Here is a 13,298-nt window from a genome sequence, read left to right as displayed (position 1 = left end):
CATGGGTGACTTCGGCCTTGCCGGATCGGCATACTCCCTCGACGACAGCAGCAGCGCAGCGGTCGACCTCCCCGTCCCGCCGCAGCTCCTGGCCCGCTGGGCCGCGATCGCGAGCCAGCGCGCATGCTTCGGCATCCTCCCCACGCAGGCGTCCACGCAGGTCTGACGTCGTCCGGGCCCGCCGCGGCGGGCCCGGAGCGCCGGGTGCCCGGCCGGTGCCACGGTTCTGGTTCGTCCCGTGGCGCGTCCGGAGCTACTGGTACGTGACGAGCTCGGGCAGCGGCTGGACCTGGTAGGTCTGCTCGGGCGTCAGCATCGGCACGTCCTCGTCGACGAAGTTCTTCCACCCCCACGCGACCCCGGCGGGCGCACCCTGGTGGAGGCTCGCCCACGTGCCGGCCTTGGCGCCCTGGCTGCCCTGCCCGTCGGCGTGGATGAGCACGTGCAGCTCGTCGTGCGACGTGTCGACGGTCTCGCGTGCGGTGATCATCCGGTTCGTGAACTGGTGAAGCACGAGGAGCTTCTGCGGCAGCGCGTGCGTGCGCGTGAGCTCGGCGAGGTACGCGGAGACCGCATTGATCTCGTCGGCGTGCACGGAGCCGATCTGCCGCAGGTGGACCTGGTCGGGTGCGAGGCGCCACTCGGGGTCGAGGGCGAGCCCGACGTTCGGGTAGAGCAGCAGCGCCTCGTACGCCTTGGCCTGGGTCACGAAGTCGGTGCGGCCCGGCTGGAGGTCGATGACCACGTACTGGCCGGCGTCGCGGGCGGCCTCGACCCACGGGATGAAGCTCTCGACCGGGAGCTCGTTCGAGTAGTTGCCGTCCGGGCCGGCCTCGGCCGACGCGACGGTCACGATGAGCTCGAGCGTCGGGACCACTGTGTCGCTCGTGAGGGGCTGGTAGGCGGCCGCCTGCCCCTGCGCGCGCGCGATCGTCGCTGGCAGGTCCTGCTCGCCGAGGAGGCCGAGGCCCGCGAAGTGCGGCGTCCCGTAGAGCGCGACGAGGCGACGCCCGGGGAAGAGCACCTGCCCCCCGCCCGGCAGCTCGACGCCGGTGGCCGCGGTCGCCGCCCGGGTCGCGAGGCGCTCCGCGGAGCCGACGGCGCTGCCGAGGCCGATCACGGCGTGCGGCTTCGCGTCGGCGAACGCCTGCACGGTCGCGCTCGTGGAGCGCGGGTCGCCGCCGGGGGCGGTCACGACGTCGGCGCCGGCCGCGCGGGCCGTCGCGAGCGCTGCGAGGTCGAGCGGGTCGCCCGTGGTCAGGACGAGGGCGTCGTCGAGCGGGTCGGCCGGGCGGGTGGACGGTAGGTCGGTGGCCCTCGGCGTCGGGTCGGAGGCAGCTCCCTCGTCCGACGCGTCGGACACGTCGGGCCGTTCGAGGGTGGCGACCGCGGCGACCTCCTGACCTGCGCTGGCGTCGGGTGACGTGGGGAGCGGGACCCCGATGAGCCGCTCGACGGCGCTCTCGCTCCGGGGGAGGGGTGCGACGACCCGGGTGTCGTCGTCGGCGTCGTCGGCCCATGCCGTGGCCCAGTCCTCGGAGCCGGCGACGGCGAGCACGGCCTGGGCGCCCAGACGGTCGAGCTCGGCGGCCGTGGCGGACGCACGGACCTCGGCGGGGTCGTGCTCGGTGGGCGCGGCGGTTTCGGCCGGCTCGGGCGTGGGGGCTGTATCCACCGGCGGCGCGGGCGTCGCTGCCGGGGTTGGTGCCGGGGTGAGCAGGAGCGGCACGCCGAGGGCGACGGCGGTGCGGGCTCCGAGCAGCTGGGCGGTCGCGTCGTCCGCGGGTGCGAGCACGGCGACGGGTGCCGACTCGTAGAGCGTCGTGCTCATCTCCACCGCGCGCGCGGATGCGTCGGCGCCGGCGAGGACGGTCGCCGGGGCGTCGGGCAGCACCACGTCAGGACGCTGCACGGGGGGTGGCGTGGCGGGCGCCGTGGTCGCCTCCGCCTGGGGCTCGACGGCGAGGGCCGCCGCCTGGTCGCCGTGGGGGGACGCCGCGGTGCACGCGAGCAGCGCGAGGCTGCCCATCGCGACGGTGAGGAGCACCGTCCTTCCGGCCCGGGACGTCGTGCGTCGCATGCTGCCCTTCGGTCGGCTCCGGTGCGGGCGGTCGGTCACCCTCGGCCCGCTGAAACCCTAGCCGCGGTACGCGGAGCCCACCCGCCGACGGCTGCCCGCGCGCTCCTGCCGGCAGTCGTCCACGCACCCCGATCAATTTCCTTGCCGCCGACCGTCAGTAAGCCTGAGGCTCGGACGCACCGGGCCGCAGCCGTCCCTCGTCCTCCAGGAGCCGCGTCATGTCCACGCCCACCGTCCCGAGCCTCGCCGTCCTCGACCTGCGCGCACGCGTCCGCGGCCGTGTCGTCGAACCCACCGATGCCGACTACGACGCGCTGCGCGGCATCCAGCTCGGCGGGACGGACCCTCGTCCGGCCGTGATCGTGCGACCCGTGGACGACGACGACGTGGTCCAGGCCGTGCGGTTCGCGCAGGACGCCGGCCTGCCGCTAGCCGTGCGCAGCGGAGGCCACAGCGGCGCCGGTCACGGGAGCGTCGACGGTGGCGTGGTCGTGGACGTGCGTGACCTGCGCACGCTCGAGATCGACGCGGAGGCGCGCACCGTGTGGGCGGGCGCCGGGCTCACAGCGGGCGAGCTCACGACCGCGACCGACGAGCACGGGCTCGCCGTCGGCTTCGGCGACACGGGGTCGGTCGGCATCGCGGGGATCACGCTCGGCGGTGGGCTGGGGTACCTGTCGCGCAAGCACGGGCTGACGGTCGACAGCGTGCTGGCCGCGGACGTCGTGACGGCCGACGGGCGTGTGCTGCGTGTCGACGCGGAGCACCACCCGGAGCTGTTCTGGGCGATCCGCGGCGGCGGCGGCAACTTCGGCGTCGTCACCCGGTTCCAGTACCGGCTGCACCCGGTCGGCGAAGTCACGGGCGGCATGCTCATGCTGCCGGCGACGGCCGAGGTCCTCGCCGGGTTCCTCGCCGCGGCGGAGGCGGCGCCGGACGAGCTGAGCGCGATCGTCAACGTGATGCCCGCCCCGCCCATGCCGTTCATCCCCGCCGAGGCGCACGGCCGCCTCGTGGTCATGGCCCTCATGTGCTTCGCGGGCCCCGCCGACGCCGCGACCGCCGCCCTGGCGCCGTTCCGTGCGCTCGCGGAGCCCCTCGCGGACATGGTCCGGCCGGTGCGCTACCCCGAGCTCTTCCCTCCTCACGACCCGGACTACCACCCGGTCGCGATCTCCCGCACCGGGTACACGACCCACGTGGACCTCGACCTCGCTGCCGAGATCGTTGCCCGCCTCGAGGCCGCGGACGCACCGATGCGAGTGGTGCAGCTGCGCGTGCTCGGGGGCGCCATCGGACGCGCGGACGCGGACTCCACGGCCTACGCCTTCCGCGACCGCAACATCATGGCCGTCACGGCCGCGTTCATCGAGGACCCCGCCGCCCGCCCGCGCCGCATCGAGTGGGCCGAGGACCTGCTGCGCACCATCACGCGCGGCGACACCGGCGCGTACGTGAACTTCGTCGGAGACGAGGGCCCCGACCGCGTCCGCGCGGCCTACCCGGGCGCGACGTGGGACCGGCTGCTCGCCGTCAAGGAGGAGTACGACCCGACGAACCTCTTCCGGCGCTGCCAGAACGTCGTGCGGGCGTAGGTCGGTCGGCGGGTGGGCCTGGCCAACGGTCACTAGCCCTGCACACCGCCGCGTAGCGCAGCAGCCTCTACAGCCTGGGTCAGGCTCGGGGTTCACGCTCAGCCGAAGAGCCGGGGTCACTCTCGGGCCTCGGTGACACCCCGCTCTGCCGCACCGGCGCCGACTGGCGCACGTGCGCAGCGAGAGCTTGGCGAACGACCTCGCTCAGGGTCGCTGGAGGCCCCCAGGGGTCGCGTGTGCCAGACCTCACCTGCTCAAGCTCGATCGCGAGGGAGTTCGGAACTCGCACGCGAATCACAGGAGAGTGCCAGCCGGGCAACGCCGTGTTGTCGAGGTTTGGCCTGCCTCGGGCCGAGACACTCGCAGACTCGGCAGTAGAAGTACTCAGTTCCTCGGTCATCGCGGCTCTCCCCCCGGTAGGCCGGGCGCGCACGAATGCGATGCTTCCCCGGCAGCGCGAACACTGCACATTACCATCCCGCGCTACTCGGCTGCTTATGTGCCACACAATCGCTCCGATGCGGGGCAGCCTGCCGGTCAGGTGCAACCACGCCGGTCTACAGAAGCCCTCGCTGTGGGACACAAAACGAGTCCCGTCCACATGCCTGCCGAACCCGTGCATCGTTGCGAGTAGCGCGGGTAGGCCGCGCGTCTCAACCAGCTGTCCGGAGGGCAAAATGTCGACCACTGCAACTACGCGCAAGCTGCCCGCGCGTCTCTTGATCGCCCTGCTCGTCGCAGGTATGTTGAGCACGGTTCCGCTGTCTGCTTCTGCTCTATGGGCTGAGATCTACGGAGGTGTCGGTGCCGATTACGACACCAGCTACGGTAAGGGAACAGGGGCCTATGCCGGCGACACGGCGGCCGACAATCACCGGGCTGACGCGAGCTACAACAGGATCAGCGTCACCGGTCCTGTGCTCACGATCTCGGCTACCGGGGGAAACGGGACCTACGCGTACGACGAGCGCAGTGGCAAGCTTGCGCGCGTCAAGGTCTGCGTCGTCAACAGTAATCCGTTCGACTCGCAGACCTGCTCCGGTTGGGCCTACTGAGGGACTGGTGTGGCGCCTGTCCAGATCTGGACAGGCGCCACGGCCATCCTCCTGCAGCGTGTGAGGCGAGAGAGTGCCACTTCTTGATGTACGCGATGTCACGTTCGGATACCGGCGAAGGATGGTGCTCAAGGGGGTCTCATTCAGTCTCGACGAGGGTGCATCGATCGCGATATCTGGCCGCTCCGGGTCAGGTAAGAGCACGCTGGTCGCCATCGTCTCGGCGCTCCTTAGACCAGACACGGGGTCGGTCCACATTCTAGGTCAGGACATCCTGGGTATCGGGCGGGCAGGCCTCGCAGGCTTCCGGCGGAACAACGTCGGACTAGTATTCCAGGACAGCGAGCTCATTCCCACGATGACAGCATTGGAGAATGTCGCTTTTCCTGCGATGCTGAATGGCGTCCCGTGGCAGGAGGCGCAAAGGCGCGCGGGTGCATTGCTCGACTCGCTCGAGATGGCGGAGTTCGAGAGCTCCGCCGCAACGCTTTCGGGCGGTGAGGCGCAGCGTGTGGGCATCGCGCGGGCCCTCATCAACCGACCGCCGTTGGTCATCGCCGACGAACCCACCGCTTCCCTTGACGGCGAGACGAAGGAGGTGGTGGGCGACATCCTCTTCGATCAATGCCACGCACACGGCGTCGGCCTCGTTGTCGTCTCGCATGACCAGACAACAGTCGAGCGCGCCGACCGCCAACTACTCCTAGAGGACGGCTCGCTGCGATGCCGCGACGGGGTGTGTGGGTGACCACGCTGAACGTCTACAAGGTGGGCGACGAGAGCGAGCGCCTCTGGACGTGGTTTCTGGGTGTCACAGCCTTCATTGGCGTGCTCGTCCTGAACATCCTTGCGGGAGTCGATCACGAGTATGACGCGAGGCTGGAGCGGGATGCGGCCCGTGCTCCAGTCGAGGTGGTCGAAACTGACGTGGCACGGCCTTCTGGCGAGCCGCTTGTAGCCCATTGGACAATGCGTAGTGAGCAGATCGACGGGCACGAGGTCACCTTCGAGTGGTTCTTGCCGACGGGAAGTGTCAGCGCCCCGCCGGGTTCCAGCCGGTGGCCCGAGGCCGGTGAGTTGTTCGTCTCGCCGGCCGTGGCGGAACTCAGCGGGGCCGACGTCTATCTCGCGCGATACGGGAAGGTTGTCGGCTCGATCGATCCGATCGTTCTGGCGGACCCTGGAGAGATGATTGTCTATGCGGGCGTCGATTCTGCCCTCCTTGATCCGCCGCCGTACTGGACTGGCGTGGCGGGGTTCGGAGTGCCTGTCGACAAAGGCCGCGGAGACCAGGGCTTCATCGGGTCAGCGCTCTACCAGTCGAGCAGGTCTGGTGCCTTCTTGCTCACGGTTGTCTTCGCGCTTGCGCCGCTGCTGGTACTGATGGTTGTGGCTTCCCGGCTTGGGGGAGAGCGAAGGGACCGCGCTGTGGCAGTCGCCACTGCGGTGGGTGCTTCACGTGCTCAACTTCGTGTCGCACTTCTCCGTGCAACGGCGAAGCCGATCATCCTTGGGGGTGTTGCTGGACTGCTCGTCGTAGGGCTCTTGCAGCGCTTCGAGTGGACGCTCCCGCTCGCCGGGTACACCTTCCTGCCGTCGACCGACTCTCGGCAGGTTGTCACGACTGTGGCGGCGGCGACTCTAGCTTGTGTGCTGCTGTGGGAGGTGCTCTGGGCCACGAATCGACCACGACGGTCGCTGTTCCGTGGCCCGCGGCCAACCAGAGACGCAGAATCGGTATCGGGGAAACCGGTGCTCGGACTGGTCGCATCCCTAACAGCTACGAACTGGCTCTACGGGCTCTTCTTCCCGACCGACCCCGATCTCGCGGCTCTCGTCATGTTCCTCGGCGCCGTGTGTTGCATGCTGTTTCTAGGGCCGGCGACAGCGAGCATCCTTGTCGCATTCGGACGCGGCGCTATCAGAGTTGGTCGGCGAACGAGTCGCCCAACACTTCTGTTAGTCGGGCAGGAGATGGCAGTCATGTCGCGCCCAGCCGTCCGCGCGACGGTGTTCATGGGCATAGTTGGCCTCGTCGCAACCTTCGCGACCGTTCTCGCGACTCGCCCGGCTGAGGTGTTCGTGCAGGCAAAGAAGGCGCAAGTCCTCAATGCGGAGAGATCTTTTGTCATGAACACCTCTGAGAAGGCGCCGTGGCTGCCGCTCTTGGAGTCGTCGCTGCCCTCCGACATACACCTGCTTCAGCTTGTCGGTGGTCCGACACCCACCGCGGCCGCTGAGATCGTCGCCACCTGCGCCACGCAGGAAGAGTTGTTCGGATCGTGCGTGCCCGGTGAGGGGGCCAGCGCCCCGCTGGGCAGCCTCGGCGGCGACGCTCCCCCGGCGCTGCGCCTTTGGGGCCCCACGGACGCGACGGTGGTTCGAACCGGGCCAGTTGGTCCCGGTCAGGTACTGCTCATCTCGGGCGACGGCGCGCCGATCGACCCGGTGGCCGTCTCGTCGTCGGCCAGAGCCGTTGTGAGCCCGGTGCCCGCTCTCGAACAGCCCGGGCAGACGTGGGTCGTCGGCTCGGCCGTCGGAGCGCGACAGGCGTTGTGGATCGTGGCGGCCGGAGCTCTTGCGTGCCTCTTGGCCGCTGCGATGGGTGTGGCATCGCTCGGTAACGAGATGGTGCGCATGCGCGGTCGCCATCGCATCTTCGCCATCTATGCGGGGTCGTTCCCGCGATTCCTAGGGCTGGGAGGCGGGCTCGTGGGGCTGCCCCTCATGCTGGGGGCCGCGCTGGGCGCCGCATGCGGGTTGCTCATCAGCTTCAGCGCAACCCGGCTCGGGGCAGGGGCCATCAGCTCCGCCGACTCTGTAGTTGGGGTTCTTCTCGTTGTCGGCGCGGCGGTCGCAACTGCCGCGACAGTCGCTGCGGCGCTGGCCGTTCGTAGCTCTCCGCGGCCCCGATAGGTGGGCTCCTCCGCGCCGGTGGCTTCCGTTGGCGAGATGGCGGCCGAGCATCGCCCGGCCCATCCCTGTCGAAGTTGAGCCCGCGCGAGGCTGCCCGCGTCCCTATGCTGCTTCTAGCTGAGGTCCACGGGGTGGACCGTGACCGAGAGCGCGGTGAGGCGAGCGATGCGAGTCGGCGCCGTGTTTCCCGGCAAGGTCGCGGCGACCTGGCCGCTGCTTGGTCTTCGGTTCGATGAGGCGTCCGTCGAGCTGACGGCTGTGAAGCCGCTTCGGCTCGTCATGACCCGACTTCTCGGACCCAGGTGGACAGCATCGGCTCGCGGAGGCCAAGTCGTCGCGTGCGCATGGGACGAGGTGGCGAGCCTTCGGAGAGTGTTCCTGGGGGTCGATCTCTCGTTGGTTCGCGGAGATCAAGTCCGGATCTACCCCGTTGCTCCTCCGCGGATCACGCGCCTCATGGACCGTGCGCGAGCGCGTGGGGTCACGGTGGTGGACGGTGCCTGACGTCCGAAACCCAGGAGGAGCCATGGACCCCACCCTTGTGACAGGGAACCGGGGTGGGCGCTCGAGGGTGCGGGCGGACTGCCTACGAACGAATCGGATCTGATGGCCAGTCCGTCGAGCGCCAGACTCGTCCGGCAGCTGCAAAGTGCTTCGTCGCCGCGAGAGGCCGAGCGTTCGAGGTGGATCCTCGAGGCGGCGTTCCTTCCCAACCAGGTGCTGCGTGCTGGTGCGGAAGAGGTGGCCAGGCTCGTCGCGCACGGCCTCGCGACCGCATCGCCTGCGGGCCGCGGAGAGTCCTGGGAGCTGCTGAGCCAGCTGGCGGCTGGCTCGGCGGGGCGGACCGCCGCCGACGAAGAGGTCGTACGGGGCGTGCGCCTCGCGCTCCGGGAGGCTGTCGGCGCGGCGCTCGAGCGCGCTTCCAGCGCGTCACCGGAGGCCGACGACTTCCTCGCGGTTGATGTCCTCGACTCGTTGCTCTCGACCTCGGACGAGCCGTTGCGGGCGAGGTGCATCGCGGCTCTCCGGAAGTTCGCGGAGAGGGGGCCGCGGGAGCTGCTTCGGGTGACGGCCGTCCTGGGAGATCCGGCGACCTAGCCTGGATGCGTCTTCACCTGGCTGGGTGAGAGGGCCCAGGGCACTTGCCTCCGGATCTGCGCGCGCACGCCGTGGCGGCCGGTGGAGGGGGCGCACCGCAGGGCAGGAACCGCGATCGCCGCGGAGCGGCCCTACGGCGGTAGTGCGCTGCCGACGCCGCGAAAGCGGGCGCCGAAGTCGTCCAGCACCCCTGCGAAGCCATCCTGGGTGAGAGGAGAGTCGTAGTCGCCAACCATCTCGTCCACGACGTCGCTCGAACCCTGGCCGCCCCAGTACAGGACGTCTGCCCAGCCTCCGGCGTAGAGGACCAGCTCGCCCTCTTCGTCGCCGCAGATCACCTTGACTCCAACGGAGTCCGGCTCTGCGGCCCGAGCTCGGCCAGCCACGACCTGGTGCGGCCACGTGCGGGCCTGGTCGCGCCACGTGATCGGACCAACCCGAAGGCCGCGAGCTTCCCAGTCCGCGCCGCGAGCCTCGATCTGCCCGGCGGCGAGATCCAGGTCGATCTTGACGTCCACAGCGAGCCCCAGCGGTTTGGTGTGGTTCGCGAGAGAGCGTACGGCGCGGGAGGCCGACAGCGACCCACAACCGCGCGCCGGAACAGGGCCAACGCAGACTCGTTGGGCCGGGACCCGCGCAATCGCCATGGAGCCGGCGCGACCGCGCGTCCGGACTCCACCACTCGACCATGCCCCACGGTCCGGCCCCCGGGCGGCCGCGACCCGAGCGTGGACGACAATGGCCCCGGCGGACACTCGTTCGCGGCGGACCGACCGGAGTGAGGGCTGAACCATGCGTCGGGGTGTCGTGCGGTGCGGGCTCGCCGCCCTGCTCTTCGGGGCGTCGACGCCGTTCGCGGCCCAGCTCGCGCAGGACACCAACGCGTTCACGCTCGCCGGGCTCCTCTACCTCGGTGCGGCCCTGGCGGTGCTGCCGAGCAGCCTGCACAGCCGCCCCGACGGTGGGTCGCTGCGCCGGGGGGCAGGCCGGCTGATCACCGCCGTGGTGCTGGGCGGCGCCGTCGGGCCGGTGCTGCTGGCGCTGGGCCTGCAGCACGCGACCGCCGCGACGGCGTCGCTGCTGCTCAACCTCGAGCTCGTGTTCACCGTGGTCATCGCGGCCGTGTTCTTCCGCGAGCACATCGGCCGGCACGTCGCGGTCGGCGCCGCGCTGGTCGCCGTGGCGAGCGTGCTCATCAGCGGGCCGGGCGCGACGACGGACCTGCGGATCGGGGCGGCCCTCATCGCCGCGGCGTGCGTGTGCTGGGCGATCGACAACAGCGTCACCGCGGACCTCGACGAGCTCGCCCCCGCGCACATCACGCTCGCCAAGGGCGTCGTCGCCGGTGGGGCGAACACGATCATCGGCCTCACGCTGGCCGGGCCGCCGCCACTGGCCGCGGTCGGTGCCGCACTCGTCGTCGGGGCCCTCGGGTACGGGGCGTCGATTACCCTGTGGGTCGCGGGCGCGCGGGACCTCGGCGCGGCGCGCGCCCAGGTCGTCTTCGCGAGCGCACCGTTCCTCGGCGCCGTCGTCGCCTGGACCGTCTTCGGTGAGCCGCTGGTCCCGATGGTCGTGGTCGCGCTCGTCGTCGCCGTCGTCGGCGTCGGGCTCGTCTCCCGCTCCGACCACACCCATGAGCACGAGCACCACGCCGTCGAGCACGACCACGAGCACGACCACGCCGACGGCCACCACGACCACGAGCACCCGGACGGGTTCACGGGACGCCACCAGCACCCGCACGCGCACGAGCGCGTCGTCCACGACCACCCGCACGTGCCCGACCTGCATCACCGCCACGCCCACTAGCGAGGCCCGCCAGCGGCCGCGACCGACATGTCCCGCCGTGCCCGGTTCGCGGTAACGTACGCCCTCGCCGATCCAGGGCCCCCGGATCCGAGGCCCAGCTCGCCAGTGACGGGAACAGCATGAGACGGACTGCCCACCTCGCCCCCGACGCGGCCCGCTGATGGGCCGGTTCGCGGAGCGCTTCCGCCTCGTCGTCGGCATGTGGATCTTCGTCGGGTTCGGCGGGTCCCTCATGGTGGCCGCCTTCGGGATCATGGCGGTCACGGGCTCGGGCGTCTTCCAGGACAAGGGCGAGTTCTCCGTCGACTCCGAGTTCACCCCCGGCGAGGAGGTACCGACCAACACGGTGCGGCCCGGCGGGTTCATGGTGCTCGCCTACCCGGCGACGGCCGACCTGAGCACCGTCGAGTGCATCAAGAGGAGCCGGGTCTACAGCACCGGCAAGCAGGAGATCGACCAGGTCGTGGTCGAGCGGCCCGACGGCGTCGCGCCGACCCTGCGGACGCTCGAGCGCACGCCGCGCACGTTCGTCCCGGTGGCCGCCGTGGACTGGCTCGGCACGGACTACATCAGCTGCACGGGCGCGGGCGTCGAGTCGTTCGCGCTCACCTCGACGAAGGGCGTCACGACCGACGGCTACCGGTACGGCGTCGGTGCCTTCCTGCTGGTGCTCTGCCCCGTGATGTTCGGCCTCGGCTTCCTGGCCCTGCACCTGACCCGGACGTGGTCGAGCCGGGCGGCCGCACGCGCGTACCCGCAGGCCTACGGCCAGGCGCCTCAGGCGTACGGCCAGCCACCGCAGGCCTACCCGCAGCAGGCCCCACCCGTGAACCCGCCGCTTCCGCCGGGTCACAACCCGTACGGACCGCCGCCGGGCCCGCCGCGCTGAGCACGGCGCGCCACCGCTCGCAGCGGCGCCGCAGCCCGAGGGCCGGGGCACGCGTCACCGATGACGGCCGCGTGCCCCGGGTCGGTGCTCAGACCGTGAAGCGGCTCATCGCGGACGTGAGGTCGTTCGCGAGCCGCGCGAGGTCGGTCGAGGCAGCACGGGTCTGACCCACGCCCTCGGCCGCGATGGCCGCCGACGACGCGACGCCGGAGACGTTGCGCGCGATCTCCTCCGTCCCGGTCCCGGCCTGCGTGACGTTGCGGCTCATCTCCTCCGTCGTCGCCGTCTGCTCCTCGACGGCCGAGGCGATGGTCGTCTGGAAGTCGCTGATCTCCGTGATGACCTCGGTGATCTGCGCGATGGCCGAGGCGGCGCCCGACGCGTCCGCCTGGATCGCGGCGACCCGCTCGGCGATGTCCTCCGTGGCCTTCGCGGTCTCCTGGGCGAGTTCCTTGACCTCACCGGCCACGACCGCGAAGCCCTTGCCGGCCTCACCGGCGCGCGCGGCCTCGATGGTCGCGTTGAGCGCCAGCAGGTTCGTCTGCTCCGCGATCGACGTGATGACCTTGATGACGTTGCCGATCTGCGCGCTGGACTCGCCCAGGCTCGCGACCGTGTGGGTGGTCGAGCCCGCGAGCTCGACGGCGTTGCCCGCGACCCGGGCCGCGTTGGTCGCGTTGCGGGCGATCTCCGCGATCGACGCCTCCATCTCGTGCGCACCGGCCGTGACCGTGCCGACGTTGGCGCTGACCTGCTCCGCGGCGGCAGCGACCACACCGGCCTGCGCCGACGTCTCGTCGGACGCGACGGCGAGCTGCTCGGACGTCAGCGACAGCTCCTCGGAGGCCGCGGCCACGGCGAGTGCGGAGTCGCGCGCCTGGGTGATCACGTCACGCAGCGCGCTCTGCGCACCCGTGAGGGCCTGCGCCATCGTGCCGACCTCGTCGCGCGAGGAGACGCCCGACTCGACCGTCAGGTCACCCTCGGCCATGGCCTGGAGCGAACGGCTCACGGCGCCGAGCGGACGCGTCACGCTGCGTGCGGCCACGAGGGCCAGCGTCACCGCGAGGGCGATGCCCACGACGCTCACGAGGACGATGAGTCGGAGGCCGCTGGCCATCGACGCGACGCCGGAGTCGTTGCGCTCGAGGGCGCCCGCGGCCTGCGCCTCACGCTCCGCCTCGAGCGTGTCACCGGCGTCCGACAGCGCGGGGCGCATCTCGTCGGTGAACAGCACCTGGAAGTCCGCCGTGGTGCCCGTCTCGGCGACCTCGAAGAGCTTCGGGACGACCGCCTGGTACTCGTCGAACGCCACCGCGAACCCGTCGAACGCCGCGGCGTCGATGGCGCGCGGCCGGTAGTCCTCGATCGCCGTGCTCATCGCCGCGTGGAGCTCGTCGACCTCTCCGCTGATCTCGGCCCGACGCTCGTCGTCGGCGATCGAGTACTCCTGCACCCGGGCGCGGCTCGAGGCGAGCGAGCGCTGGATCGACGCCAGCTCGTTGAGCTGGATCAGGTTCTCCTCGTACAGGGCGTTCGCGTTGTTGCCGAGCGTGCTCATCTGGCTGACGCCGACGAGGCCGACGACCACGACGACGACGCCCATGACGAGGACGCCGGCCAGGATGCGTGCCCGCACCCGGAGGCCGCCGAGGCGGGTGGGCCGTCCGGGCGTCCCGGAGTCGCGCGCGAGGCGCACGTCGGGGCCGTCGGGCAGGGTGGTGGTCGGGCTCGATGGCACAGGGATGTCCTCACGCGTGCAGGGGAGTGGCGTCCTCGCTATCGGCCGCACGCGGAGCGCGGTGAGCGAACCTGGCCAGGCTTCACCCGCTGGATCGATCATGTGCCCGGTG

The 13,298-nt window shown here is 71.0% G+C and carries 11 protein-coding genes; 8 read left to right on the top strand and 3 right to left on the bottom strand.

The features are described from left to right. The first annotated feature begins 1 nt into the window (after position 1). Entirely contained in the window at positions 2 to 166 is a 165-nt protein-coding gene (locus FZ988_RS18470) for a hypothetical protein (protein WP_188079017.1), read from the top strand. Positions 167 to 253: 87 nt separating this feature from the next. Here FZ988_RS18470 and FZ988_RS07120 read toward each other — a convergent pair whose 3' ends face one another. Continuing rightward, positions 254 to 2,080 carry a hypothetical protein gene (locus FZ988_RS07120; RefSeq protein WP_149203320.1) on the bottom strand — a complete coding sequence of 609 codons (1,827 nt, stop codon included), beginning with the start codon at positions 2,078 to 2,080 and terminating at the stop codon, positions 254 to 256. 218 nt (positions 2,081 to 2,298) lie between these two features. Here FZ988_RS07120 and FZ988_RS07115 point away from each other — a divergent pair, with 218 nt between their 5' ends. The 5 genes from FZ988_RS07115 to FZ988_RS07095 all read left to right on the top strand — a co-directional run bounded on the left by FZ988_RS07115 (position 2,299) and on the right by FZ988_RS07095 (position 8,744). Continuing rightward, complete coding sequence (locus FZ988_RS07115; RefSeq protein WP_149203319.1) at positions 2,299 to 3,675, top strand: FAD-binding oxidoreductase; 1,377 nt, start codon at positions 2,299 to 2,301, stop codon at positions 3,673 to 3,675. Between the two features lie 677 nt (positions 3,676 to 4,352). Further along, complete coding sequence (locus FZ988_RS07110; RefSeq protein ID WP_149203318.1) at positions 4,353 to 4,730, top strand: hypothetical protein; 378 nt, start codon at positions 4,353 to 4,355, stop codon at positions 4,728 to 4,730. Positions 4,731 to 4,851: 121 nt separating this feature from the next. After that, a complete protein-coding gene (locus FZ988_RS07105) occupies positions 4,852 to 5,478 on the top strand; it encodes an ABC transporter ATP-binding protein (RefSeq protein WP_149203317.1) in 627 nt (208 codons plus the stop codon). After that, positions 5,475 to 7,646 (top strand): hypothetical protein, encoded by a 2,172-nt coding sequence (locus FZ988_RS07100; RefSeq protein ID WP_149203316.1) that lies wholly within the window; start codon positions 5,475 to 5,477, stop codon positions 7,644 to 7,646. The genes FZ988_RS07105 and FZ988_RS07100 overlap by 4 nt, the downstream gene beginning before the upstream one ends. Before the next feature lie 606 nt (positions 7,647 to 8,252). Then, a complete protein-coding gene (locus FZ988_RS07095; RefSeq protein WP_149203315.1) occupies positions 8,253 to 8,744 on the top strand; it encodes a hypothetical protein in 492 nt (163 codons plus the stop codon). A gap of 131 nt (positions 8,745 to 8,875) precedes the next feature. On the opposite strand, the gene FZ988_RS07090 is transcribed toward FZ988_RS07095, so the two are convergent. After that, positions 8,876 to 9,262 carry a hypothetical protein gene (locus FZ988_RS07090; RefSeq protein WP_149203314.1) on the bottom strand — a complete coding sequence of 129 codons (387 nt, stop codon included), beginning with the start codon at positions 9,260 to 9,262 and terminating at the stop codon, positions 8,876 to 8,878. 274 nt (positions 9,263 to 9,536) lie between these two features. On the opposite strand from FZ988_RS07090, the gene FZ988_RS07085 reads away from it, so the two are divergent. After that, positions 9,537 to 10,556 carry a DMT family transporter gene (locus FZ988_RS07085; RefSeq protein ID WP_149203313.1) on the top strand — a complete coding sequence of 340 codons (1,020 nt, stop codon included), beginning with the start codon at positions 9,537 to 9,539 and terminating at the stop codon, positions 10,554 to 10,556. Positions 10,557 to 10,716: 160 nt separating this feature from the next. Next, the gene (locus tag FZ988_RS07080; protein ID WP_149203312.1) at positions 10,717 to 11,445 is read left to right on the top strand and encodes a hypothetical protein; all 729 of its coding nucleotides are present in this window, start codon (positions 10,717 to 10,719) and stop codon (positions 11,443 to 11,445) included. Between the two features lie 88 nt (positions 11,446 to 11,533). Here the strand turns inward: FZ988_RS07080 and FZ988_RS07075 are convergent, their stop codons facing one another. Then, complete coding sequence (locus FZ988_RS07075; protein ID WP_188079016.1) at positions 11,534 to 13,186, bottom strand: methyl-accepting chemotaxis protein; 1,653 nt, start codon at positions 13,184 to 13,186, stop codon at positions 11,534 to 11,536. Positions 13,187 to 13,298 lie beyond the last annotated feature (112 nt).

This window comes from Actinotalea subterranea (assembly GCF_008364845.1).
In the GTDB taxonomy this organism is placed as follows: domain Bacteria; phylum Actinomycetota; class Actinomycetes; order Actinomycetales; family Cellulomonadaceae; genus Actinotalea; species Actinotalea subterranea.
The sequence above is the reverse complement of the archived record's forward strand: the minus strand, read 5'-3'. Positions and strand labels throughout refer to the sequence as shown.